The sequence below is a fragment of the Sphingomonas sp. SDUR79 genome (genome assembly GCF_056821745.1).
In genome coordinates, this window is record NZ_JBPDIN010000001.1 from 2,371,765 (window position 1) to 2,395,271 (window position 23,507).

The 23,507-nt window shown below is 66.9% G+C and carries 24 protein-coding genes; 21 read left to right on the top strand and 3 right to left on the bottom strand.

Annotation, left to right across the window (positions count from 1 at the left end):
• The first annotated feature begins 62 nt into the window (after window positions 1-62).
• The 3 genes from ACRYLO_RS11855 to ftsH all read left to right on the top strand — a co-directional run bounded on the left by ACRYLO_RS11855 (window position 63) and on the right by ftsH (window position 4,035).
• Window positions 63-1,010: a tetratricopeptide repeat protein gene (locus ACRYLO_RS11855; RefSeq protein WP_482660345.1), complete on the top strand. Its 948-nt coding sequence runs from the start codon at window positions 63-65 to the stop codon at window positions 1,008-1,010.
• Complete coding sequence (gene tilS, locus ACRYLO_RS11860; protein WP_482660346.1) at window positions 973-2,007, top strand: tRNA lysidine(34) synthetase TilS; 1,035 nt, start codon at window positions 973-975, stop codon at window positions 2,005-2,007. Before ACRYLO_RS11855 ends, tilS begins: the two co-directional genes overlap by 38 nt.
• A 69-nt stretch (window positions 2,008-2,076) precedes the next feature.
• Window positions 2,077-4,035, top strand: a complete 1,959-nt coding sequence (gene ftsH, locus ACRYLO_RS11865) for an ATP-dependent zinc metalloprotease FtsH (RefSeq protein ID WP_482660347.1) — start codon at window positions 2,077-2,079, stop codon at window positions 4,033-4,035.
• 148 nt (window positions 4,036-4,183) lie between these two features.
• On the opposite strand, the gene ACRYLO_RS11870 is transcribed toward ftsH, so the two are convergent.
• Window positions 4,184-6,436 carry a J domain-containing protein gene (locus ACRYLO_RS11870; RefSeq protein WP_482660348.1) on the bottom strand — a complete coding sequence of 751 codons (2,253 nt, stop codon included), beginning with the start codon at window positions 6,434-6,436 and terminating at the stop codon, window positions 4,184-4,186.
• 17 nt (window positions 6,437-6,453) lie between these two features.
• Window positions 6,454-8,154, bottom strand: a complete 1,701-nt coding sequence (locus tag ACRYLO_RS11875; protein WP_482660349.1) for an Hsp70 family protein — start codon at window positions 8,152-8,154, stop codon at window positions 6,454-6,456.
• Window positions 8,155-8,278: 124 nt separating this feature from the next.
• Between ACRYLO_RS11875 and ACRYLO_RS11880 the strand changes: the two genes are divergently transcribed.
• Window positions 8,279-8,653, top strand: coding sequence for a hypothetical protein (locus ACRYLO_RS11880; RefSeq protein WP_482660350.1), 375 nt, complete (start codon window positions 8,279-8,281; stop codon window positions 8,651-8,653).
• 3 nt (window positions 8,654-8,656) lie between these two features.
• On the opposite strand, the gene ACRYLO_RS11885 is transcribed toward ACRYLO_RS11880, so the two are convergent.
• Window positions 8,657-9,721 (bottom strand): DUF3667 domain-containing protein, encoded by a 1,065-nt coding sequence (locus tag ACRYLO_RS11885; protein ID WP_482660351.1) that lies wholly within the window; start codon window positions 9,719-9,721, stop codon window positions 8,657-8,659.
• Between the two features lie 63 nt (window positions 9,722-9,784).
• Here ACRYLO_RS11885 and ACRYLO_RS11890 point away from each other — a divergent pair, with 63 nt between their 5' ends.
• From ACRYLO_RS11890 to ACRYLO_RS11970, 17 genes are all read left to right on the top strand, one after another.
• Window positions 9,785-11,041: a glutamate-5-semialdehyde dehydrogenase gene (locus ACRYLO_RS11890; RefSeq protein WP_482660352.1), complete on the top strand. Its 1,257-nt coding sequence runs from the start codon at window positions 9,785-9,787 to the stop codon at window positions 11,039-11,041.
• 30 nt (window positions 11,042-11,071) lie between these two features.
• Window positions 11,072-11,320, top strand: coding sequence for a CopG family ribbon-helix-helix protein (locus ACRYLO_RS11895; protein WP_066658482.1), 249 nt, complete (start codon window positions 11,072-11,074; stop codon window positions 11,318-11,320).
• Window positions 11,317-11,607, top strand: coding sequence for a type II toxin-antitoxin system RelE/ParE family toxin (locus ACRYLO_RS11900; RefSeq protein ID WP_482660353.1), 291 nt, complete (start codon window positions 11,317-11,319; stop codon window positions 11,605-11,607). Before ACRYLO_RS11895 ends, ACRYLO_RS11900 begins: the two co-directional genes overlap by 4 nt.
• Window positions 11,604-12,224, top strand: a complete 621-nt coding sequence (locus ACRYLO_RS11905; protein WP_482660354.1) for a nicotinate-nucleotide adenylyltransferase — start codon at window positions 11,604-11,606, stop codon at window positions 12,222-12,224. The genes ACRYLO_RS11900 and ACRYLO_RS11905 overlap by 4 nt, the downstream gene beginning before the upstream one ends.
• 46 nt (window positions 12,225-12,270) lie before the next feature.
• On the top strand, window positions 12,271-12,639 hold the full coding sequence (rsfS, locus tag ACRYLO_RS11910) for a ribosome silencing factor (protein WP_294015232.1): 369 nt from the start codon (window positions 12,271-12,273) through the stop codon (window positions 12,637-12,639).
• A 109-nt stretch (window positions 12,640-12,748) separates the two neighbouring features.
• On the top strand, window positions 12,749-13,171 hold the full coding sequence (locus ACRYLO_RS11915) for a 23S rRNA (pseudouridine(1915)-N(3))-methyltransferase RlmH (protein WP_482660355.1): 423 nt from the start codon (window positions 12,749-12,751) through the stop codon (window positions 13,169-13,171).
• Window positions 13,171-14,364, top strand: coding sequence for a murein hydrolase activator EnvC family protein (locus ACRYLO_RS11920; RefSeq protein WP_482660356.1), 1,194 nt, complete (start codon window positions 13,171-13,173; stop codon window positions 14,362-14,364). The genes ACRYLO_RS11915 and ACRYLO_RS11920 overlap by 1 nt, the downstream gene beginning before the upstream one ends.
• A gap of 87 nt (window positions 14,365-14,451) precedes the next feature.
• Entirely contained in the window at window positions 14,452-15,801 is a 1,350-nt protein-coding gene (locus ACRYLO_RS11925; protein ID WP_482660357.1) for a S41 family peptidase, read from the top strand.
• A gap of 8 nt (window positions 15,802-15,809) precedes the next feature.
• Complete coding sequence (locus tag ACRYLO_RS11930) at window positions 15,810-16,277, top strand: disulfide bond formation protein B (RefSeq protein WP_482660358.1); 468 nt, start codon at window positions 15,810-15,812, stop codon at window positions 16,275-16,277.
• A 38-nt stretch (window positions 16,278-16,315) separates the two neighbouring features.
• Window positions 16,316-16,807 (top strand): demethoxyubiquinone hydroxylase family protein, encoded by a 492-nt coding sequence (locus ACRYLO_RS11935; protein WP_482661735.1) that lies wholly within the window; start codon window positions 16,316-16,318, stop codon window positions 16,805-16,807.
• A 21-nt stretch (window positions 16,808-16,828) separates the two neighbouring features.
• Window positions 16,829-17,230, top strand: a complete 402-nt coding sequence (locus ACRYLO_RS11940; protein ID WP_482660359.1) for a hypothetical protein — start codon at window positions 16,829-16,831, stop codon at window positions 17,228-17,230.
• Window positions 17,231-17,305: 75 nt separating this feature from the next.
• Window positions 17,306-18,760: a hypothetical protein gene (locus ACRYLO_RS11945; RefSeq protein WP_482660360.1), complete on the top strand. Its 1,455-nt coding sequence runs from the start codon at window positions 17,306-17,308 to the stop codon at window positions 18,758-18,760.
• Between the two features lie 36 nt (window positions 18,761-18,796).
• The gene (locus ACRYLO_RS11950; RefSeq protein ID WP_482660361.1) at window positions 18,797-20,044 is read left to right on the top strand and encodes a putative DNA modification/repair radical SAM protein; all 1,248 of its coding nucleotides are present in this window, start codon (window positions 18,797-18,799) and stop codon (window positions 20,042-20,044) included.
• A 40-nt stretch (window positions 20,045-20,084) separates the two neighbouring features.
• Window positions 20,085-20,531, top strand: a complete 447-nt coding sequence (locus ACRYLO_RS11955; protein ID WP_482660362.1) for a hypothetical protein — start codon at window positions 20,085-20,087, stop codon at window positions 20,529-20,531.
• Window positions 20,532-20,559: 28 nt separating this feature from the next.
• A complete protein-coding gene (locus ACRYLO_RS11960; RefSeq protein WP_482660363.1) occupies window positions 20,560-21,042 on the top strand; it encodes a hemerythrin domain-containing protein in 483 nt (160 codons plus the stop codon).
• A 242-nt stretch (window positions 21,043-21,284) separates the two neighbouring features.
• Complete coding sequence (locus ACRYLO_RS11965) at window positions 21,285-22,484, top strand: parallel beta-helix domain-containing protein (protein WP_482660364.1); 1,200 nt, start codon at window positions 21,285-21,287, stop codon at window positions 22,482-22,484.
• Complete coding sequence (locus tag ACRYLO_RS11970; protein WP_482660365.1) at window positions 22,481-23,503, top strand: SO2930 family diheme c-type cytochrome; 1,023 nt, start codon at window positions 22,481-22,483, stop codon at window positions 23,501-23,503. Before ACRYLO_RS11965 ends, ACRYLO_RS11970 begins: the two co-directional genes overlap by 4 nt.
• The last annotated feature ends 4 nt before the right edge of the window (window positions 23,504-23,507 follow it).

The following is a 23,507-nucleotide window of genomic DNA, read 5'->3' on the forward strand; positions in this document are numbered from 1 at the left end:
TCGGGATGCGACAGACTTTGCTATAGTGGATTGACCAGAGAGTATCGCGGGTGGGGACGAGCATGCGTTTTCTGAACAAGAGTGCGGCGATGGCGGTGGTGCTGGCGGGGATGGCGTCGCTCGCCATGCCGGTGGCGGCACAGACCAGCCGCGACGGGATCGAAGGCCGGGTCGACCGGCTGGAGCGCGAGATGCGCGCGGTGCAGCGCAAGGTGTTCCCGGGCGGCGCCGGCCAGACGGTCGAGCCGCAGATCACCGCTCCCGACCGCAGTGGCCCCGCTCCCGGCATTCCGGCGAGCGGCGTGGTCAGCGACCTCACCGCCCGCGTCAGCGCGCTCGAATCCCAGCAATCCGCGCTGACCGGCCAGATCGAACAGAACCAGTATCGCCTGCGCCAGCTGGAAGAGGCATTCACCGCATACAAGCGCTCGACCGATGCGCGGTTGAAGGCGCTGGAGGATGGCGCTTCGGCGGTCGGCGGCACCGCTCCCGTCACCGGCATCGGGACGACGCCAACCCCGGCTCCGCGCCCGACGACACCGCGTCCGACGACGCCCGCGCCGACCACCGGCACGCCGACCGCGCCGGTCGCCGGGATCGAACGGCCCAGCACCGGCGACGCTGCCGAAGACACCTACACCTATGGCTTCCGCCTGTGGCAGGCGAAGCAATATGACAAGGCGATCGTCGAGCTGCGCAGCGTGGTGCAGAAGCATCCCAAGCATCGCCGCGCCAGCTATGCCCAGAACCTGCTCGGCCGCGCGCTGCTCGACCAGGGCAAGCCGGCGCTTGCCGCGACCGCCTTCTTCGAAAACTATCAGAAGATGCCCAATGGCGAGCGCGCGCCGGACTCGCTCTATTACCTCGCGCAAGCGCTGGTGAAGATGAAGAAGCCGGCGAGCGAAGTCTGCAAGGTCTATGACGAGCTGACCCAGGTCTATGGCGACCGCCTCTCCGAAGCGATGAAGATGGATGTCGCCACCGGCCGTTCCGCCAGCAAGTGCCGCTGACGCGCTGAACCCGCTCGATCCGGTGTGGGTCGAGCGGTTTCGGGCGGATTTCGAACAGCTCTGCGTTCACGCGTTCGACGGCGTATGCGCGGACGGTAGCCGGATCGCCCTCGCCGTGTCGGGCGGGGCGGACAGCATGGCGATGCTGCTGCTCGCCAGCGCCGCCTTTCCCGGTTGCGTCGTCGCGGCGACCGTCGATCATGGCTTGCGGCCAGCGGCGGCAGACGAGGCGACAATGGTCGCGCGGGTATGCGCGCAGCTCGGCGTTCCCCATGCAACGCTGACCCCGGCCGACCCGATCACCGGAAGCAGTCTGCAGAGTCAGGCACGTGCCGCCCGTTACGACGCGTTGTTCGCCTGGATGCGACAGCTGGACGCCGACCTGCTGCTGACCGCGCACCATGCCGACGATCAAGCCGAAACGCTGCTGATGCGGCTCAACCGCGCGTCGGGAATCGCCGGACTGAGCGGCATTCGCCCGGTGCGCCGCGATGTCCGCCCCGTGCTGCGCCCGCTGCTCGGCTGGCGGCGCGCCGAGCTGCGCGCGATCGTCGCGGCGAGCGGCGCGCCCTGGGTCGACGATCCGACCAACGCCGATCCGCATCACGACCGCACCCGCTTTCGCGCGCTGCTCGCTGGTCAGCCGCTGCTCGATCCGGTGGCACTGGCCCGCTCCGCCGAATATATCGCCCAGAGCAACGACGCGCTCGACAACCTTGCCACGCAGCTGTGGCGCGAACGCTGGCAGGACCGGACCTTGCAACTTCGGCCCACCGGCCTGTCGCGCGAGGTGCAGCGCCGGATGCTGCGACGGGCGATCCACGAAACGCGAACGCGGCATGGCATCGCGCTGCCCGTGTTTAGCGATTCGACCAACATCGAACCGCTGCTCGACGCACTGAACGCGGGCTCCGGTGCCACACAGGCGGGGGTCATCGTACAAGTCAAAGGCGAAATCTGGCACTTCCGCCCCGCCCCGCCGCGTCGATCACTCTGATCGAAGCTGTTCCATTGCCATTAACCTGCGACCGCCTATCTTGTGCGCTGAGGAAGGTGCATTCGACCCATGAGCGACGACAACAAGACTCCCGGCCCTGAGAATAACGGCAATCCGTGGATGAAGAGCCTGCTGGTCTGGGTGGGGATTCTCGCCGCGCTGGCGCTGTTCGTCAGCATGTTCGGCGCGCCCAGCAGCACGGCGGCGGGCACGACGATCGCCTATTCGGAATTTCTCGACAATGTCGAACAGGGCAAGGTCAAGGACGTCAACGTCGCGGGCAACGTGATCACCGGCACCTTGTCGAGCGATGCGAAATTCCGCACCAACGCCGTCCCCAACCCCGAACTGATCCCGACACTGCGCAAGCAGGGCGTAACGATCACGGCGCGGCCGGAGGAAGGCCCGTCGATCTGGCAATATGTGCTGGTCCAGGCGCTCCCGTTCCTGCTGTTCCTCGGCATCGCCTTCTTCGTGCTGCGTCAGATGCAGAAGGGCTCGGGCTCGGGCGCGATGGGCTTTGGCAAGTCGCGCGCCAAGCTGCTGACGCAAAAGGAAGGCAAGGTCACGTTCGACGACGTTGCCGGCATCGACGAAGCGCGCGAGGAGCTGGAGGAAGTCGTCGAATTCCTCAAGGACCCGAGCAAGTTCGCACGCCTTGGCGGCAAGATTCCCAAGGGCGCGCTGCTGGTCGGCTCGCCCGGCACCGGCAAGACGCTGCTCGCCCGCGCGATTGCGGGTGAGGCGGGCGTGCCGTTCTTCACCATTTCCGGCTCGGACTTTGTCGAAATGTTCGTCGGCGTCGGCGCGAGCCGCGTGCGCGACATGTTCGAACAGGCCAAGAAGAGCGCGCCGTGCATCGTCTTTATCGACGAAATCGATGCGGTCGGCCGCCATCGCGGCGCGGGCCTGGGCAATGGCAATGACGAGCGCGAGCAGACGCTGAACCAGCTGCTGGTCGAAATGGACGGTTTCGAGGCGAATGAGGGCATCATCATCGTCGCGGCGACCAACCGCCCCGACGTGCTGGACCCCGCGCTGCTGCGTCCGGGCCGCTTCGACCGTCAGGTCGTCGTGCCGCGCCCGGATATCGAAGGCCGGGTGAAGATCCTTCAGGTTCACATGAAGAAGGTGCCGCTGGCCCCCGACGTCGACCCGCGGGTGATCGCGCGCGGCACGCCGGGCTTCTCGGGCGCGGATCTCGCCAACCTCGTCAACGAAGCCGCGCTGATGGCGGCGCGCAAGGGCAAGCGCCTCGTCGCGATGAGCGAGTTCGAGGACGCCAAGGACAAGGTGATGATGGGCGCCGAGCGGCGTTCGATGGTGATGACCGACGATGAGAAGCGGATGACCGCTTATCACGAGGCCGGCCACGCGATCGTCAGCTTGCACGAACCGGCATCGGACCCGATCCACAAGGCGACGATCATCCCGCGCGGTCGCGCGCTGGGCATGGTCATGCGCCTGCCCGAGCGCGACAGCTACAGCTATCACCGCGACAAGATGTACGCGAACCTCGCCGTCGCCATGGGCGGCCGCGTGGCCGAAGAAATCATCTTCGGCTATAACAAGGTCTCGTCGGGCGCGAGCGGCGACATCCAATACGCCACCGGCCTTGCCCGCGACATGATCACCAAATGGGGCATGTCGGACAAGCTCGGCCCGGTCGAATATTCGCAGCCCGAGGGTGAGAGCTTCCTTGGCTATTCGGCCTCGCAGCCGCGGCATATGTCGAACGAGACACAGCAGCTGATCGACCGCGAGATCAAGGAAACCGTCGAGGGCGGCCTCAACCGCGCGCGCGACGTGCTGACCGAGCATATCGACCAGCTGCACCAGCTGGCCGGCGCGCTGCTCGAATATGAGACGCTGTCGGGCGATGAGATCAAGAAGCTGCTGAGCGACGGCGATATCGGGCGTCCCGATCCGTCGACGACCAAGGGTCCGGTCGCGGCCGGGGGAACCTCGATCCCCAAGACCCGCCGTCCCAAGGGCCCGTTCGGCAACCCCGCTCCGCAGGGGGCGTAAGTTCCAAAAATCCTCCCCCGTCAGGGGGAGGTGGCGCCGGAAGCGACGCAGGGGGAGGAAGGGAATGTCCTTGCCCCTTATGCCGTCGTGCTTCCTCCCCCTCCGTCAGCTGCGCTGACACCTCCCCCTGGCGGGGAGGATCACGCGCTTACTTCTTCTCCGCCTCGGCCTTGGCTCGTGAGGTCAGTGCCGTCCGCATCGTTTTGGCAATGTCTACATCCGGCAGCGCGACCAGTGCCTCCAGCATCACAATGCGCGCGTCGCATTTGGCCGCCGCATCCTTGCTCTCCAGCGCGTCCGCCAGCTTGTTCGCCGCCGCGACGTTGCCATTGGTCGCCGTCCGTAACAGCTCCATCAGCGGCACCTCGCGCCCCTTGCTCAGCTCGCGCAAGACCAGCAGCGGTGCGCCCGCCACCTCCAGCGCATGCGCATAATGCCGCTGACGCAAGTCGCGGCTCAGCAATGCACTGGTGGCGTCGCGGTCCCCCGCACACGCGCGCACATCGGCCCTGCGCAACTCACGCGCCCGCGCGAGACGAATGTCCATTTCCGCAGCGATCAGCGCCGATCCAACCAGCGGCAGGCGCGTCTGATAGGCCTTGTTGATCAGCGCATCAATCGCGCGATAGCCCTCGTCATGCTTGCGTGTCCCCGCCGCCATTTCCTTGCGGATCGCGGCGACCTGCCCATAGACTTTGGGATTACCCGTCTTGAGCGCGCGAAAGCCCGGCTCGGACGCTTCCAGCGCCTTCATCGGATCGGCCGGCACCACCGAAATCGGCGGCGGTAGCGCGCCGCCCTTTTGCCGCTCCGGCACTGACAGGATCGCCGCGATAATCACGATCGCCCAGAGCAGCATGTTCGCCAGCGTCGCGACGCCGCTGCCGCGCCCGTCGGGATCGCCCGCGCGCAGCCCGCTCATCAGCACCAGCGACGTCCCCGCCGCCGCACCCCATGCAATCAGCGGCGTGCCGGGCACCATGTTGCTGCGCACGATCGCCCCGACAATCAGCGCAGCCATGACGCCAAGCGCGATCAGCACCGGTCGCGGCGCAATCACCCGTGCGATCGCGTCCCGTGCCGACAATCCGACGATCCCGGCGGACAGGCCGAATATTATGGTCAGCGCCTGCTCGCCCACGGTCATCGCGAAAAATGCCGGGCCGATGAAGGCGCCCGCGATGGCCAGCATCACCATCCGCTGCCAGGCCAGCCCACCGATCTCCTCCGCACTGTCGAGCACGAAGATGGCGATCGCCAGAATCAGGAACGCCGCCGCCAATCCGCCCGCAATCCATGGCGTCGCCGGCGCAGCGATCGCCGCCGCAGTCAGCACCAGCCATAGGCCGAGCCGCCAGCCGGCACCGCGCGACCGCACCACCCCCTCTCGCGCCGCGCGCCAGCGCATCGGGGTGACGAACCGCCAATGCGCCAGCGACAGCACGACGCCGCCCGCCACTGAACCCACCGCACCCCATAGCTGCACCGCCGGACTCGCGCCCAGCATCGCAAACAGAGTCGCCACCACCCCGCCGAGCAGCAACAACGCCACCTCGACCGACCCGAAGCGCGGCGCGTCGAGATGCGCGTGCCACCATTCCGCCGCCTTGGGGTGAAAGCTGTGCGATATGCCCGGCACGTCGTAATCGGCAAGCTCGAACAGCTGACGCACCTGGCCCGCAGTTCCGGGACGCAGCGCGCGTATCCGCCGCAGCCAGTTTGGCGACTTGCCGTCGATCAGCGCGCCCCAGCCGCGCTCCAGCGCATGACCGCGCCCGAACGACGCGATCAGCCGCCATTCGTCCAGCCGCGCCCGCAACGCCCAAATGGCGGGCGGATGGTTGCCCTCCCCCTCCCAGCCGAACGCCGCCATCGCCTCACGCAGGATCGCGTCGCTGCGCGGGATCGTGTCGGCGATCAGCGCGGCGAGCCGGTATTCGGCATAGGCGCGCCGGTCGAGTTCGATCAGCGCGGGCGCGGCCATCACCGCATCGAACGCCGCGCGAACGCCCTCGCGATCCTTGAACCACGGCCCGCGCAGTCCCGACTCCAGCTCGGCGAAGCGCCGCTCGAACTCCGCCGCATCCGCCGCGCGCTCGACCTCCAGCGGGTCAGGCTCCGGGGGCGGCAGCGGCTCGGCCTCGGGCAGCGCGTCGTGGTCCGGCGCGAGCGGTTCCCCGACCGGCACCAGCGTCAGCCCGGCGCGCTCGCCCGCCGCCTCCTCTTGCTCCGCGTCGTCCCAATCGTCGAAATGCTGGTAATCGACCCAGCGCAGCGCCTCTTCATAGGCGGCGCGCAATTCCATGAAGCCGGCGGCGTCATCCTCGGGATTGGTGACCTTCAGCTTGGCGGCATAGGCGCGGCGGATGGTCGCACGGTCGCTGCCGCGCGGAACGCCCAACACCTTCCACCATTGCCTCACAGAAAGGTCTCGCCCTCAAGCTGGTCGAGCGCGACGTGGAGCTCCTTGCGCGCGGTTTCGATCACGCGTGGATCCTGCGTCTCCAGCGCGGCCATGAAGCGCGACAGCACTTCGTCGACCCAGTAACGCTGTTCGCCCAGGAAATTCTCGAAGCATTTCTCGCCGCGCGCGATTGCCGCCTTGTTCTCCGCCTCGTCACGCGGATGCACCTTCAGCCCCGCGAGCGCCGCGCGCGCCTTTTCCAGCGCCGCCGGATCAGAAACATTGCCGTCATTGATCGTCAGGCTGACCCGCTGGCCCGTCTCGGGCACCAGAATATCGACCTCCAGCAAGCCCGATACGTCATAGGAAAAGCGCACATCGATCGCCTGCCCCGCTGGCGCGCGCGGCACCGTAACCTTGGTGTTCCCGATCTCGACATTGTCGCGCACCAGCCGCGCCTCACCCTGATAGATGCCGAATTCAACCACGGTCTGGTTGTTGTGCATCGTGCTGAAGCGGTGTTCGCGGCTCGCCGGGATGACCGTGCCGCGTTCGATGATCGGGGCGAACAGCCCGTCCTCGATCCCCCCGCCGGGCAACCGCCGGGCAACGCCGACCCCCAGCGAATAGGGGCAGACATCGGTGACGACGACTTCCTTAAGCGCCGAATCGCGCGACTTCAGCCCCGCCTGCACCGCCGCGCCCAGCGCCACCGCCTCGTCCGGGTTGACCGTCGCATTGGGGAAGCGGCCGAACATCCGTGTCACCGCGCTGCGCACCACCGGCATCCGCGTCGCCCCGCCGATCAGGATGATCTCGGACAACTCCGCGCTCTTGATCCCCGAATCGCGCATCGACCGCAGCACCGGTTCGCGCAGCCGGTCGATCAGCGGCTTGGCCGCCTCTTCAAAAGCCGTGGCCGTGACCAGATGGCGATACTCGGCGTCGTTCCACACGATCCGCATCTCCGCCTCACCCGCGCTGCTGAGCGTGCGGCGCGCGCGTTCGGCGGTTTCGCGCAGCTTCTGGTGCAGCGCATCGTCGCCGCGCCCGGCATTGCCGAAGGCGGCGGCATGCGCGTCGCGCATCAGGGCGACCAGCAGCTCGTTGAAATCCTCCCCGCCCAGATGATTGTCGCCGGTCGAGGCGCGGACTTCGATGATCCCTTCAAAAATCTCGACGATCGACACGTCGAACGTGCCGCCGCCCAGGTCGAACACCAGGAAGCGCGATTCATCGGCCAGCTGGTGGATGCCATAAGCGAGCGCGGCGGCGGTCGGCTCGTTCACCAGCCGCTCGACCTTCAGACCCGCCAGCTCGCCCGCGCGATGCGTCGCCTTGCGCTGCTTGTCGTTGAAATAGGCGGGGACGGTGATCACCGCCTCGGTCACTTCCTGCTTGAGGAACGCCTCGGCATCGGCCTTAAGGCTGCGCAGGATCAGCGCGGACAGTTCCTCCGGCGCAAAGCTGCGCTTGCCGAGCTTGGTCGTGCGCTGCGTGCCCATATAGCGTTTGAACGCAGTGATGGTGACATCGGGGTGGCTCGCCATCCGCTCGCGCGCGGCAAGGCCGGTGATGACGTCGCCATTTTCATCGATGCTGACCGCCGAGGGGGTAAGGAAATGGCCGAGCCGGTTGGGAATCAGCTCCGCCGCCCCGTCCCGAAAGACCGCCGCGGCACTGTTCGTGGTGCCGAGGTCGATACCGATAATCATGTTACTGGGTCCCCCGTCGAATCGCGGGGACTTTAACCTGCCGCGCGCGGCTGTGAAGCGGACGAATTCATATGGCGTTCAAGCGGCTTGTCGTGTTGTGTTGGGCGACCGAGGGAGGGTGTGGATGCGGACGATTCTGGCAGTGATGGCGGGTGCGGCGTTGGTGCTTCCGGCAAGCGCGCAGGCGATGAGCGTCGCCGAGTTTCTGGCTAAGGCGAATGCGCTCAAGGCCAAGGGCTTCCTCGCAATGGGTTCGCCCGACATCAAATTGCTGCGGACCGAGGTCGAGCGCGCATCGGACGCCTATCGCAGCGACCTGGCCACCGCAAAGGCCGCCGGCCGTGCCCCGCACAGCTGCCCGCCGCCCAAGGGCAAGGCCAAGATCGGCAGCAACGAGTTGATGGCGGAGTTCCAGTCCATCCCCGCCGCACAGCGCGGGATGAGCGTCAAATCGGCCTTTTACGCGATGATGAAGAAGCGCTTCCCCTGCAAAGGCTGAGCATCAGCCGAGCAGGCCAAGCCCCAGCAGCAACAACCCGAACAGCGTGACGATGATGCTGATGAAGATCATCAGCGCGAAGGTGCGCAACAGCGCCTTCCAGGCGGGCTGGCGATAGGCTCCCTTGAGCTGGAAGAAGATGTGCACCGGCGGCGCGAACACCGCGACTGTCGAGATCAAATCCATCGGCACCCCCAGCGCGGCGCCGATCATCAATGCGATGAACAAGAGCGACATGAAGGCCAGCGAATAGGTGACGAACACCGCATGGTCGTAGCCGCGATATTGCCGCCGCCATGCAAACATCAGCCACACGAACGGGATCGACAGCGGGATCAGGGCCCAGCTGAATTTATAGCTGTTAGTCTGGAGCTTGTAGAGCGCGAGGCCGGGGTTTCGCTCCATCTTCTCGATGCCCTTGTCGAGCCGCTTCCACCCGGTCTTGATGCCGGAGGGCAGACCGGTCCGCCCGCTCAGCGTGGTCGGGATGCGGTTCAGTTCGGCAAGGTCGGTCGACAGCTTGGTGATCTTCGCATCGAGCTTTTGCGCGCGCTCGCTCCCCGGCTTCACACTGGCCCGCGCTTCCCGCGCATCGGCCAGCGCCTCCTGCGTATTGTTGCGCGCGAACTGCAGCCCCTGTTCGAACTGTGCGGTCGTCCCGACCTCGGCAGGCGGCGACACGCCCATGATCTGCAGCACCGCGAACATGGTGAAGACCGAAAACAGGAACATCGCCATCGGCGACACGAAATGCGCGCGCTCACCAAAAATGTAGCGGCGCGTCAGCTCGCCGGGGCGAAAGGTGAGCAGCGGCAGCGTGTTCCACAACTTGCCTTCGAAATGCACCACGCCGTGCAGGATTTCGTGCCAGATCGCGCCGATCGTGCGGTGGACATGCCCGACCTGCCCGCAGCGATGGCAATGCGGGCCGAGCAATTCCGTCCCGCAATTCAGGCAGATGCCGCCATGCCCATCGCCACCATGCGCGTCGGATCGCTCGACCGCGCGGCCCAGCAGCGTCCCCGTGACCAGATCCCCGGCTGCGTCGAATTCCCCCATGAAGCTCATCTATCAGCTTGGCAAAGCGCGTGCGATAGGGACTTTGCAGTTGCAGCATGATAGCAAATCCAAATGGACCAGGATGCGCAAACTCTGATCGCTGACATGGGCGCTCGCGCCCGCACTGCCGCCACTGTGCTGGCGGGCCTGCCCACTGACGCAAAGGCCGCCGGACTGCGCGCCGCCGCAGCGGCGATCCGCGCCGATGCCGATGCGATCCTCGCCGCCAATGATCGGGACGTAGAGGCGGGCGCGGCGAACGGCCTGTCCGGCGCCTTGCTCGACCGGTTGCGGCTCGATCCCGCGCGGCTCGAGGGCGCGGCAGCGGGCGTCGAAGCGGTGGCGGGGCTGGCCGATCCGGTCGGCGCGGTGATCGATTCCAGCGAACGCCCCAATGGCCTTCAGCTCAGCCGCGTGCGCGTGCCGATCGGGGTGATCGGCATCATCTATGAAAGCCGCCCCAACGTCACCGCCGATGCGGCGGCGTTGTGCGTGATGAGCGGCAATGCCGCGATTCTGCGCGGCGGGTCCGAAGCCGCGCACAGCAATCGCGCGATCCACGCCGCCTTCGCACGCGGCCTGGCCGGAGCGGGTCTCCCCGCCGACGCGGTTCAGCTGGTGCCGACCACCGATCGCGCCGCCGTGGGCGCGATGCTCAAGGCCGATGGCGCGATCGACCTGATCGTCCCGCGCGGCGGCAAGAGCCTGGTCGCGCGCGTGCAGGAAGAGGCGCGGGTGCCCGTGCTCGCCCATCTCGACGGCATCTGCCACACTTATGTCGATCGCGGCGCCGACCCCGCGATGGCGGTCAAACTCGCGGTCAACGCCAAGATGCGCCGCACCGGCATCTGCGGCGCGACCGAAACCTTGCTGATCGACCGCACCTTCGCCGATCCCGCGCCGATCCTGTCCGCGCTCGCCGACACCGGCTGCGAGCTGCGCGGCGATGCCGATATCCGCGCAATCGAGCCACGCGCGGTCGCAGCGAATGCAGAGGATTGGGACACCGAATATCTCGATTCGATCCTGTCGGTCGCGCTGGTCGATGGGGTCGAGGGCGCGATGGCGCATATCGCGCGCCATTCCAGCCGCCACACCGACGCGATCGTCACGCAAGACGCCGCCACGGCCGAGCGCTTCCTCAATGGCGTCGACAGCGCGATCGTGATGTGGAACGCCTCGACCCAGTTCGCCGATGGCGGCGAATTCGGGCTGGGCGCCGAGATCGGCATCGCCACCGGCCGCCTTCACGCTCGCGGCCCGGTCGCGCTGGAGGGGCTGACGACGTACAAATGGGTGGTGCGTGGGAGCGGCCAGGCGCGTCCTTGAACTATCGACGTCATTGTATACATTTGAATCATGAAGACCTCTGTCATCACTGCCCGACTCGATCCGGAGACACTTGCCGGTCTGGACAAGCTCGCCGAATATCATGAGCGCTCGCGCGCCTGGCTGGTCGCCAAAGCGGTCAAGCAATATGTGAAGAATGAAACCGAGTTCTTCGCTTTCCTGCAGGAAGGCGAAGACGCCATTGAGCGCGGCGAGTATCTCACGCACGAAGAGCTGATGGCGGAAATCAAGGGAATGCGACAGCGAGACGCTGCTTGAGGCAGCTGATCTGGTCGTTTCCGGCGCGGCGTGACCTCTATCGCATCGCCGCCGACTATGGCGAAATGGACCCGACGCTCCCGCTCGAAATCCTCATGCGTATCGAACAGGCGCCATCCGCCTTGTTGGACTATCCCGATATCGGCAGCCCCACACCGCGCAAAGGCATTCGAAAATGGCATGTGCGGAAAACGCCGTTCCTGCTGTTCTATGCCAGCACGCCTGCTCGGCTCGAAATTCGCCGCGTGGTCCATGAGCGATCCGATTGGACCGGATTGGAGCCTTGAAACGCATCGGTCTCCTCGGCGGGTCGTTCAATCCCGCGCATCGCGGCCATCGCGCGATTTCACTGCACGCCCTGCGCGCGCTGGACCTGGACGAAGTGTGGTGGATGGTGTCGCCCGGCAATCCACTGAAGGAAAAGGCGGGGATGGCCCCGTTCGCCGCACGGATGGCGTCGGCACGCGCGATGGCGCGGCATGCGCCGATCCGTCCGAGCGCGGTCGAAAAGCGGCTCAAGACCCGTTACACGGTCGATACGCTCACCAAATTGCCCCGGCTGTACCCGCGTCATCAATTCATCTGGTTGATGGGGGCGGACAATCTGGCGCAGTTCGACCAATGGCGCGGCTGGCGGCATATTGCGCGACAGGTTCCGATTGCGGTGATCGCGCGTCCGGGCTATGATCGCAATGCTCATGCGAGCCCCGCAATGAGCTGGCTGCGGCGTTTCGTGCGGCCCGCACGCCAGGCGAAGAACTGGACGAAGTGGAGTTTGCCGGCCCTGGTGCTGTTGCGCTTCCGCCCCGACAAGACTTCGGCGACCCGCCTCCGCGCCGCCGACCCCGGCTGGCACCGGCGTTTTACCCGTGCCCGCACGCCGCCTGATCCCAGTTCGCACTAACCCAGGAGTCCCCTTGCCCGCTTCCCCTCACCTCGATGCCGCCCCCGTGGCGCGCGCCACCGTCGCTCCGGATGCCGAGGCGCTGCATCGACTGGTCCTGACCTCGCTCGACGACGATCAGGCGGTCGAAACCGTCTCGATCCCGCTCGCCGGGAAAAGCAGCATCGCCGACTATATGGTCGTGGCGAGCGGGCGCTCGACGCGTCAGGTCGCATCGATGGCGCAGAAGCTGGCCGAGAAGATCAAGGCCGAGCGTGGCCAGAGCCCGCGGGTCGAAGGTCTGCCGACCGCCGACTGGGTGCTGATCGACGCCGGCGACGTGATCGTCCATCTGTTCCGCCCCGAAGTCCGCACCTTCTACAATCTCGAACGCATGTGGGCATTTGGCGACAGCGCACCCGCCGGCAACGCGTGAACTTATGACGTCCTGCACCAGCCCGCTCCCCCACCCGGCCATCCAACGCCAGTATCCTATGGGTGGCCGGGTGGGGGAGCGGGCCGGTGCCGCAAACCCGGACTAAACTATGCTGCTGCACATCGTCGCCCGCGGGCGGATCGGCCGCAGCCCGGAGGCCGAGCTGGTCGACCGCTATCTCAAGCGCGTGACGCTGCCCACACGGGTCACCGAACTGCCCGATACCGGCGGCAAGATGCCTGCGGTCGAGCCCGGCACGCGCATCGTGATGCTCGATGAGAAGGGCGAGAACCTGCCCTCACGCGTCTTCGCCGAACGCATTCAGGCATGGCGCGAAGACGGGGTGCGCGAGGCGCGCTTTCTGATCGGTGCCGCCGATGGCTTCGACGATGCGGCGCGCGCGCAGGCCGATCTGCTGATCTCCTATGGCCGCGCCACCTGGCCGCACATGCTGGCGCGCGCGATGCTCGCCGAACAGCTGTGGCGCGCGACCAGCATCTTGGCCAACCATCCCTATCATCGCGAGGGATGATGCGCAGGCTCGCCCTTGTTGCCGCGATTGTCGCGACCGCATCGATGGGGGTCGCCGCGCTTTCCGCACAGACCCCGTCGCTGACCGATCAGCGCGCGCAGCTCAATGCCGCAAACAAGGCCGCAAAGGACGCCGAGGCGCGCGCCCGGCAATTGCAACGCGCCGCCAGCGCCGAGCGCGACGAGGCGCGGCGGGCCCGCACCCGCGAGGCCGCGATCGCCGCGAGCATCCAGGCGGCCGAGGCCGAGATCGTCGCCGCCCGCGCCCGCATCGCGCTGGTTGATCGCATGCTCGGCCAGCAACGCACGCGCCTGGTCGAGCGCCAGGGACCGATCATGCGGCTGATGGCGGCGCTGCAATCGCTCGCCCGCCGTCCGGCGGTGCTGGGACTGGTCCAGCCCGGATCGACCACCGACATCGTCCATGTCCGCGCGGTGCTGGGCGCAGTCACCCCGGCGGTGCGCGCCCGGACCGCCGATATCCGCGCGGAGATCGCCCGAACCCGCCGCATGCGCGAGGGCGCGCAGCTCGCGGCCAAGGCCCTCGCCGACAGCCGCGCGCGCCTCCAGAATGACCGACTCGCGCTGGTCCGGGCCGAGGGCGAGCACCGCCTCAAATCGGTCGGCTATCGGCGCGAAGCGATGTTCGAATCGGATCGCGCGCTGGCGCTGGGCGAACAGGCGCGCGACCTGGTCGACCTGATGGACACGATGGGCGAGGCCGCCGAAACGCGAGCAGCGCTCGAGGCGCTGCCCGGCCCATTGCCGCGCCCCGCCGATGGCGATGCGGCCGCGACCGAAGCCGCACCCGCCCCGAAACGCAACGGTCCGCCGCCCTATCGCTTGCCCGTCTCCGGCACTGTGGTCACGGGTCTGGGCGAATTGTCAGACACCGGCGTGCGCGCGCGTGGCCTCACGCTGGCGACCTGGCCCGGCGCACAGGTGGTCGCCCCCACCGCTGGCCGAGTCATCTATGCCGGCCGCTTCCGCCGGTACGGCAATATCGTGATCCTCGACCATGGCGGCGGCTGGACGTCGCTCGTCGCCGGGCTCGACGCGGTGATGGTCAAGGTCGGCGACACGCTGATCCAGGGCACCCCGCTCGGCCGCGCCCCCCAGGGCGAAGCGCCGCGCATCACCGTCGAACTGCGCCGCCAGGGCCGCCCGGTCGATCTGGCGCAATTGCTCGATTGACGCCCCGCCGCAGACACGCGCTTGCCGCTTTGCGGCCACGCGGTTCCGGTCTATCTTGTGCCAAATCCCGTTGAGGCCCGTATGCGTATGATCCGTCCCATCCTTCAGGTTTCCGCCGCCGTCGGCGCGCTGGCGCTGATCCCCGTCACCACCGGCGCGATGGCGAGCGTCGATACGTCGAGCTATCGCGAACTCGACGCATTCATGGACGTCTACACCCGGGTGAAGGCCGCCTATGTCGAAAAGGTCGATGACAAGACACTGATCAAGGGCGCGATCGACGGCATGCTCGCCAGCCTCGATCCGCACAGCTCCTATGTCGATGCGCTTGCCTTCGACAATCTGCGCCTCGCCACCGACGGCAATTATGGCGGCCTTGGCCTCTCGGTCACGCAGGAGGATGGCGCGGTCAAGGTCATCACCCCGACCGAAGACACCCCGGCGTGGAAGGCGGGCATCAAGGCCGGCGATTATATCACCCATCTCGACGGCAAGCTGATCTATGGCGGCACGCTGGATGAAGCGATCACGCAGATGCGCGGGCAACCGGGCACCAAGATCACGCTGCGCATCGTTCGCCCCGGCCGCGACAAGCCGTTCGACGTTGCGCTGATCCGCGAAACCATCGTGCAAAAGGCGGTGAAGTGGGAGGTGCAGGACGGCATCGGCATCCTCAACATCAACACCTTCAGCGCCACCACTGCGGCGGACATGCGCGCAGGCATTGCCGCGATCGAAAAGCAGCTGGGCGGCAAGCCCAAGGGTTATGTCATCGACCTGCGCGGCAATGGCGGTGGCCTGCTCAACCAGGCGATCGAGGTCAGTGACGCGTTCCTGACGCATGGCGAGATCGTGTCGCAGCGCGGGCGCGAGAAGAGCGATATCGAGCGCTGGTATGCCGAATCCGCGATCCGCGGCGACCTGACCGGTGGCGTGCCTTTGGTCGTGCTGGTCGATGCCGGCACTGCGTCCGCTTCGGAAATCGTCGCCGGCGCGCTGCAGGATCACCACCGCGCGCTGGTGCTGGGCGAAAAGACCTTCGGCAAGGGATCGGTCCAGTCGCTGCTTCAGCTTGGCCCGCGCACCGCGCTGCGCCTGACCACGGCGCGCTATTACACCCCCTCGGGCCGGTCGGTGCAGGAAGGCGGGATCGAACCCGATCTGGCCGTGCCGCAGATTTCCGACCCCGATTACAAGACGCGGCCCGTATTCCGCGAAGCCGATCTGCGCCGCCACCTGATCAACGAGACCAAGGTCGATAACGCGGTGCTGGAAGAAGATACCAAGACCGATCCGCGCTTCGCCGCCACGCCGGAGGAACTGGAGAAGAAGGGCATCAAGGACTTCCAGCTCCACTATGCGCTGCAGACCATCGCCCGCACCGCCGCACCCGCGCGCGTCGCCGGGGGTGGCGCGGCCAAGGCGGGCAAGCGCTGAGCACGGCGATGACCCCCAACCGTACTGCGCAGGCGCTCGCCCTGTTCATCCCGCTCGCGCTGATCGGCGGCGCGCTGACCAGCCAATATGGCTTTGGCCTGTTCCCGTGCGAGATGTGCATGTGGCAGCGCTGGCCGCATTATACCGCGATCCTGCTGGCGGCCTTGTCCTTCATCGTAGCGCCCGCGCGCACGCCGCTGGTGGTGCTCGCCACGCTGGCGATCGCGGTCAGCGGTGCGATCGGCGCGTTCCATGCCGGGGTCGAATATGGCTGGTGGGAAGGCTTCACCCAATGCACCAGCAACCTCGGCGGGGAGGGCAGCGCGCTCGATCGGATCATGAACGCGCCGGTGATCCGCTGCGACGTCGCACCCTGGGATCTTTTCGGAGTGTCATTGGCCGGATGGAATGCGATCTTTTCGCTCGGTGGTGCGTTGGTGATCGCGATTCTCCTGCTGAAGGGCCGTAAGACGTGAAGTGGAAACCCGGAGATCCCCGCCGCGACGTCGATTCGATGATCCGCGTCGATCAGGCCGGCGAATATGGCGCTACGCGCATCTATGCGGGTCAGCTCGCGGTGATGGGCGACCGTCACCCGATGGCGCGCGCCATTGCGGGCATGGCCAATCAGGAAGAACGCCATCGCGCATTTTTCGACGCGCTGATCGCCCGACGCGGTGTGCGCCCGACCGCGCTGCAGCCGGCGTGGAACATCGCCGGCTTCGCGCTTGGCGCAGCGACGGCGGCGATCGGCCCGACGGCAGCAATGGCCTGCACCGTGGCGGTGGAGACCGAAATCGACCTTCATTACCAGGAACAGCTCGACGCGCTTGGCGCGGACGATCCCGAACTGGCCGCTGCGGTGGCCGAGTTTCGCGCCGAGGAACTGGAACACAAGGATAGCGCGCTCGCAGCGGGCGCGGAAACGGCCCCGGCCTATCCGCTGCTCGCCGGTGCCATCCGATTGGCATGCAAGACCGCGATTGCGGTGTCGAAGCGGCTGTAAGCGCCGCAAGGAGTCGATGATATGAAGACGTTCCTGCTGACCCTCTCCGCCGCCGCATCGGCGCTGGCCGTTCCCGCCCTGCCCGCGACCGCCGCGATGGCGCCGCAGAATGGCGTGCTGATCATCTATGGCGACGACAAATGCCCGACCAATAATAACGGCGAGGAAATCGTCGTGTGCGTGCGCCGCCCGGCCGGAGAGCGTTTCCGCATCCCGAGCGAACTGCGCGACACCGAAGTGACCCCGGAACGCGAAAGCTGGGCCGTGCGCCAGCGCTCGGCGCTGACCGCCGGTGATACCGGCATCGGCAGCTGCACCACGGTCGGCCCCGGCGGCGGCATCGGCTGCTCGACGCGCGAGATCCAGGCCGGCAAGGCCGAGGCCGACAAGCGCAAAAAGGCCGAGCAGGTCCTGCCGGATTGATCATGATCTACTAAGCCCCGTTTGCCCTGAGCTTGCCTAAGGGTCGCTCCACCGCTCCAAGAGAGTCCTGGAACCGTGCTTCGACAAGCTCAGCACAAATGGGTTTGGGGAATCGCGCCACGCCGCTGGCACGTCCCCACCCTGCTCTTCGCGCTCGTCTGGCTGTCCTGCACCTGGTTCGGTTCCTGGGCATTCAACCCCAACAGCGCCACGCGCATCCTCACCGCCACCGCGATCGTCGAAACCGGCAGCGCGCGCATCGATCCCTATGCCGCGATGACGATCGACAAGGCGCAGTTCGACGGCCATTTCTACATGGACAAGGCACCGGGCATGACGCTGATGGCGCTGCCTTTCGTCGCCGCGACCAACTGGGTGACGCAGCAGACCAGCGCCGACGTGCGCCACCAGCTGTTCGACCCCGATGCCGAGGCGTTTCTGCGCCTGCGGATGCGCATGGCCATTGCCGGGATCGGCGCGGTGCTCACCGCCCTCGCCGCAGTCGCCCTGCTCGACCTTGGCACCGGTATCGGCGGCAGCCGCGCGGCGGGGTTGTTCACCGCAGTCAGCTTTGCGCTCGGCACCACCGTTTGGGGTTGGACCACGACGTGGTTCGGCCATGCCGCAGCGACATCGCTGATCGCCATCGCGCTTTGGGCAGTCTGGCGCGGCACACGCGACGGCCTCACGCCCCGCTATGCACTGTTCGCCGGTCTCGCACTTGGCTGGGCCGTGGTGGTCGAACATGGCGCACTGCTGCTCGGCGCACCCGTCGCACTCTCGGCCCTGTGGCGCATCCGCAACGCGGACCGCGCGAGCCAGCTTCGCACGGTCGGCCTCGCCATCGCGGGCGGGGTCATCGCGGCCATCCCCCTCCTAACCTACAATCTCGCCACCTTCGGCCACCCCTTCACCACCGGCTATTCGGGCGTGGTCGGGTTCGAGGGGATGAGGCAGGGGCTGTTCGGCCTCACCTATCCCAAGCTCGACATCCTCTATGAAATCCTGCTCGGCAAACGCCGCGGGATCATCTGGGTCGCCCCGATCCTAGCCCTCGCCCCATTCGGCATCTGGAGCCTGCTGCGCGACCCGGCCCGGCGCGACCTCGGCGTGCTGGCAGCAGGGGGCGCGCTCGCCTGCTTCCTCTACCACGCCGCCTATGTCTATTGGGACGGCGGCAACGCCACCGGCCCGCGCCACGCGCTCCCGGCAATCGCCTATCTCGCCATCGGCCTCGCCGCCTATTGGGGCAGCGCCGGTCGGATCGAGCGCGCCCTCGGCCTCGCCTTCCTCGCCGCCAGCGTCGCCATCAACCTGATCATCGCCGCCGTCGATATTCAGGCCCCGCACCACTTCGCCGCGCCGCTGACCGACAATATCCTGCCCGGCTTCCTCGCCTTCAACCTGCGCACCATTCCCAACGAATTCTGGGGCTGGTCCCCGGGCGCGGGCCTGACCCTCTACCTCGTCCTCGCGGGCGCACTCGCCGCCCTGCTCGCGCTCGCCTGCCGCCACAGCGCGCCGGACTGACTGGACAGCCAAGCCGTTGGAACGTATGAAGAACATATGGCCCAGCTCGACTTGCGCGAAAAGCTCGAAATCCTCGCCGACGCCGCGAAATATGACGCATCCTGCGCGTCATCCGGCACGTCGAAACGCAAGTCTTCGGGCGGAAAGGGGCTGGGTTCGACCGAGGGAATGGGCATCTGCCACGCCTATGCCCCCGATGGCCGCTGCATCAGCCTGCTCAAGATCCTGCTGACCAACAGCTGCATCTTCGACTGCCACTACTGCATCAACCGCAAAAGCTCGAACGTCCGCCGCGCGCGCTTCACCGCGCAGGAGGTCGTGCGCCTCACCCTCGATTTCTACCGCCGCAATTATATTGAGGGGCTGTTCCTCTCCTCGGGGATCATCCGCTCGCCCGATTACACGATGGAGCAGATTGTCGAGGTCGCGCGCAGCCTGCGCGAGGATCACGACTTTCGCGGTTACATCCATTTGAAGACGATCCCCGACGCCGATCCTGGCCTGATTCATCAGGCCGGGCTGCACGCCGACCGCCTGTCAATCAATGTCGAGCTGCCCACCGTCGCCGGCCTGACCCGCCTCGCCCCGGAGAAGTCCGCGCCCCGGATCGAGGGGGCGATGCGCGACCTGAAACGCGATATCGAGGACACGGGCGACGCGCGCAAACGCTATCGCTCAGCCCCCAAATTCGCGCCGGCTGGCCAGTCGACCCAGATGATCGTCGGCGCCGATGCCGCCACCGACCGCGACATCGTCGGTCGCGCGGCCGGGCTGTACGGCCGCTTCGGCCTGCGCCGCGTCTATTATTCCGCGTTCAGCCCGATCCCGGACGCGAGCGCGGTGCTCCCGCTCCAGCGCCCGCCGTTGATGCGCGAACATCGCCTTTACCAGTCCGACTGGCTGATGCGCTTCTACGACTATCGCCCGGACGAGGTCGCCGACGCCGCCGATCCCGCGACCGGCATGATGCCGCTCGACATCGACCCCAAGCTCGCCTGGGCGCTCAAGCACCGCGACAGCTTCCCGGTCGACGTCAACACCGCCCCGCGCCAGGCGCTGCTGCGCGTTCCCGGCCTTGGCGTGAAGGCAGTCGACCGCATCCTGATCTCGCGCCGCTGGCGGCGACTGACACTGGCCGATGTCGCGCGGCTCACCGTGTCGGTGAAGAAGCTCAAACCCTTCCTGATCACCAGCGACTGGCGCCCCACCCTCCTCGCCGACCGCGCCGACCTGCGCCCGCTCGTCGCCCCACCGGCCAGGCAGATGGAGCTGTTCGCGGCTTGAGAGTTTCGGGGACCAGCGATAGCGTCCGGGGATGAACTTCATGCTCGGCGCGCTCGCCCTCCTCACGTCCATGCTGTCCCCGTCCCAGGATCGACCGGACTATGCCGCAGGGCAGGTTTGGGAATATGCTGGACGGCCGGAGGATGCAGGGTCGCTGATCAAGATCCATCAGGTTGAGGCATCGCCGACCGGGCCGATCTACCACATTGGCATGACCGGCATTCGCATAACACGGGATCGGCCGCCCACCGATGTGCATCACCTTCCGGTATCGCGGAAAACGCTTGATGCCAGCGTCACACAGCTGGCGTCGCCGCAAGCCGCAGCGCGCCCCTTTCGCGACCCCAGTGAGGGCATGGCAATCTGGCGCAAGAATGAAGGGGGTGTGTTCAGCATCCCGCTGGCTGAGATCGCCGAAATCCTCGTCAGCCAAATGACTAATCTCCCGAGTGAGAATGAATCGCGGGTGAAACAACCGGGTGCATGAGCGGTTGAGCGCGCAAAGGAGACTTTGCATGGCCGAGACCCGTATTTTCGAAGACCTGATTCAGGATCACAACCGCCAGCGCGAACTGCTCGACCGCATCGCGCAAACCAGCGGCGACAGCGAGGAGCGGCGCACGCTGTTCGAGGAGCTGCGCAAGGAGCTTCAGGCCCACGCCGCCGCCGAAGAGGAATCGCTCTACGCGACGATGCTCGCCAATCCGGACCTGCGCGACGAGGCGCGCCATTCGGTGTCCGAGCACAAGGAAGTCGACGACATGCTCGGCGAGCTGGTCGAGATGGAGATGTCGTCGAGCGGCTGGCTGACCAAGTTCAAGTCGATGCGCGACCGCTACCTCCACCATATCGACGAGGAAGAGGAAGAGATGTTCCCCGCTGCGTCGAAGGATCTGGACGACGCGACCAAGGCCAAGCTCGCCAAGATCTTCGAGGCGCGCAAGCCCAAGGAACTGGAACGCGCCGAAGACGAAATGCCCGGCGACGCGCGCGAGTGAAGCCAATTCCTCCCCTGCCCCGCAGGGGAGGTGGCAGCGCGCAGCGCTGACGGAGGGGCGGCCGCGTAGACGGCCGTGGGCAGCGCGGCAAAACCCGCCCTCTGCGAGGGCGGCCCCTCCACCGCCCTCGGGCGGTCCCCTCCCCTGAGCAAGCTCAGGGGAGGAACCTACTGACACCCGTGTAAACGACTAGACGCGCGGTGCGGACTGCGTAAGCTGCTCCTCAAAACGAGGAGAGGCCCATGATCCGCACCGCCGTCGCGGCCGCCGCATTGCTCGCCTGTGCGTCCGCCGCCCACGCCGAAACCCTCAAGGTCGCCGCCGGCCCCGACGCGCAGGAGCGGCTGCAACAGGCGTTGCTCGACGCCAAGCCCGGCGACGTTGTCGAGATCGGCGCGGGCCGGTTCGACCTCACCGACGGCCTCAGCCTCGACGTAAACAACGTCACCGTGCGCGGCGCGGGGCCGGACAAGACCGTGCTCAGCTTCAAGGGCCAGCTCGGCGCGGGCGAAGGGCTGCTCGTCACCTCCGACGACGTCGTCCTGCGCAGCTTCGCGGTCGAGGATAGCAAGGGCGACGGCATCAAGTCCAAGGGCGCCGACCGCATCGTCTACAAGGATATTCGCGTCGAATGGACCGGCGGGCCAAAGGAAAGCAACGGCGCATATGGCGTCTATCCGGTGTCCAGCAGCCACATCCTGATCGACAGCGTGACCGTGAAAGGCGCGTCCGACGCCGGCATCTATGTCGGCCAGTCGGAACAGATCATCGTCCGCAACAGCTTCGTCTCGCACAATGTCGCGGGGATCGAGATCGAGAACAGCAACCACGCCGACGTCTTCGGCAACACCGCGACGAAAAATACAGGCGGCATCCTCGTCTTCGACCTGCCCAATCTGCCCCGCATGGGCGGTGGCAGCGTGCGGGTCTATGGCAACAAGGTGTTCGGCAACGACACGCCGAACTTCGCGCCCAAGGGCAATATCGTCGCGACCGTGCCCAAGGGGACCGGGGTGCTGGTGATGGCCAATGACGGCGTCCATGTCTTTGACAATGACCTGTCGGAGCATGCCACCGCCAACGTCATCATCATGTCCTACCGCCAGAGCTACGAGGACAAGAAGTACAACCCCTATCCCCGCCGCATCGTCGTGTCGGGCAATCGCCATGGCCGCGCCGGGTTCGAGCCGGGGGTCGAGGGCGGCGGCTTCCTCGTCGCCGCGTTTGGCGGTGCCGCACCGCCGGTGTGGTGGGACGGCACCGGGACCGTCGCCGAACTGGGCCTGCACGTCGCCGATCCGGTTCCGGTACTGACGCTGGGCCTCGCGCTCGCCGCGCCGACCAGCTCGGCCAAGCCGGGCAAGGCGGAACTCAACGCCCCCGCCGCGTCGCGCCCCGCCGCAGTGGTGCTGCCTGCAGCGATGGAGGCCGCAGCCAAGTGACCCATGCCGGGATCGCGATGCTGGCCCTGTGTGCAGCGGCGTTCGGCGTCGCAGCAGCGCGCCAGCCTGCGCGGGTCAACGACACCGCGATCACCGCCGATGGCTACCCAGCGAAACTCTCCGATTATGGCTTCTTCACCGACCTGACTAAACGCACTCCGGCGACCCGCGTGGTCGGCTACGACCTCGAAACCGCGCTCTTCTCCGACTACACGACGAAACAGCGCTTCATTTATGTCCCCACTGGCCAGCAAGCGAAGTACGACGCAAAAGCCGCGTTCGACTTCCCGGTCGGCTCGGCGCTGATCAAGACCTTCGGCTACGGAACCGGCGCCGCGTTCAAGCCGATCGAAACCCGCCTGCTGCTGCGCCGCGCATCGGGCTGGGTCGCCATCCCCTACGTCTGGAATGCCGAGGGCACCGACGCGGTGGTCAGGCGCGCCGGCACACGGCTTCCCGTCACCTTCACCGATCCCTCGGGCCGCGCGCGCCAGATCAGCTACGCCGTGCCCAACGCGAACCAGTGCAAGGATTGCCACGCTTTATCCGGCCAGATCACCCCGATCGGCCCCAAGGCACGCTACCTCAACCACGCCGGCCAGCTTCAGACGCTGGTCCGGGCAGGCCTGCTCGACCGCGCCCCCGCGAACGCCCCGCGCGTCGCGCGCTGGGACGACCCCAGGGCCCCGCTCGACGCCCGCGCCCGCGCCTATCTCGAAATCAACTGCGCGCACTGCCACAATCCGGCGGGCGCGGCGTCCAACTCGGGCCTGTTCCTCGAACTCGACCGCACCGATCCGGTCGCACTCGGCATCGGCAAGCGCCCGGTGGCGGCGGGGCGCGGCAGCGGCGGGCGCGACTTCGCGATTGCGCCGGGCAATCCCGAAGGCTCGATCCTGATCTACCGCCTGCGCAGCACCGATCCCGGCATCGCCATGCCCGAACTCGGCCGCGCGACCGCGCATGACGAAGGGATCGCGCTGCTCAGCGAATGGATCGAATCGCTCCCCGCGCGTTAAGGGG

Excerpts from the sequence above, each read along its gene's own strand:
- ACRYLO_RS11855 (WP_482660345.1), top strand. The coding sequence starts at position 63 with ATGCGTTTTCTGAACAAGAGTGCGGCGATGGCGGTGGTGCTGGCGGGG.
- tilS (WP_482660346.1), top strand. The coding sequence starts at position 973 with ATGTCGCCACCGGCCGTTCCGCCAGCAAGTGCCGCTGACGCGCTGAAC.
- ftsH (WP_482660347.1), top strand. The coding sequence starts at position 2,077 with ATGAGCGACGACAACAAGACTCCCGGCCCTGAGAATAACGGCAATCCG.
- ACRYLO_RS11875 (WP_482660349.1), bottom strand. The coding sequence starts at position 8,154 with ATGATTATCGGTATCGACCTCGGCACCACGAACAGTGCCGCGGCGGTC.
- ACRYLO_RS11880 (WP_482660350.1), top strand. The coding sequence starts at position 8,279 with ATGCGGACGATTCTGGCAGTGATGGCGGGTGCGGCGTTGGTGCTTCCG.
- ACRYLO_RS11885 (WP_482660351.1), bottom strand. The coding sequence starts at position 9,721 with ATGAGCTTCATGGGGGAATTCGACGCAGCCGGGGATCTGGTCACGGGG.
- ACRYLO_RS11890 (WP_482660352.1), top strand. The coding sequence starts at position 9,785 with ATGGACCAGGATGCGCAAACTCTGATCGCTGACATGGGCGCTCGCGCC.
- ACRYLO_RS11895 (WP_066658482.1), top strand. The coding sequence starts at position 11,072 with ATGAAGACCTCTGTCATCACTGCCCGACTCGATCCGGAGACACTTGCC.
- ACRYLO_RS11915 (WP_482660355.1), top strand. The coding sequence starts at position 12,749 with ATGCTGCTGCACATCGTCGCCCGCGGGCGGATCGGCCGCAGCCCGGAG.
- ACRYLO_RS11920 (WP_482660356.1), top strand. The coding sequence starts at position 13,171 with ATGCGCAGGCTCGCCCTTGTTGCCGCGATTGTCGCGACCGCATCGATG.
- ACRYLO_RS11925 (WP_482660357.1), top strand. The coding sequence starts at position 14,452 with ATGATCCGTCCCATCCTTCAGGTTTCCGCCGCCGTCGGCGCGCTGGCG.
- ACRYLO_RS11930 (WP_482660358.1), top strand. The coding sequence starts at position 15,810 with ATGACCCCCAACCGTACTGCGCAGGCGCTCGCCCTGTTCATCCCGCTC.
- ACRYLO_RS11935 (WP_482661735.1), top strand. The coding sequence starts at position 16,316 with ATGATCCGCGTCGATCAGGCCGGCGAATATGGCGCTACGCGCATCTAT.
- ACRYLO_RS11940 (WP_482660359.1), top strand. The coding sequence starts at position 16,829 with ATGAAGACGTTCCTGCTGACCCTCTCCGCCGCCGCATCGGCGCTGGCC.
- ACRYLO_RS11950 (WP_482660361.1), top strand. The coding sequence starts at position 18,797 with ATGGCCCAGCTCGACTTGCGCGAAAAGCTCGAAATCCTCGCCGACGCC.
- ACRYLO_RS11955 (WP_482660362.1), top strand. The coding sequence starts at position 20,085 with ATGCTCGGCGCGCTCGCCCTCCTCACGTCCATGCTGTCCCCGTCCCAG.
- ACRYLO_RS11960 (WP_482660363.1), top strand. The coding sequence starts at position 20,560 with ATGGCCGAGACCCGTATTTTCGAAGACCTGATTCAGGATCACAACCGC.
- ACRYLO_RS11965 (WP_482660364.1), top strand. The coding sequence starts at position 21,285 with ATGATCCGCACCGCCGTCGCGGCCGCCGCATTGCTCGCCTGTGCGTCC.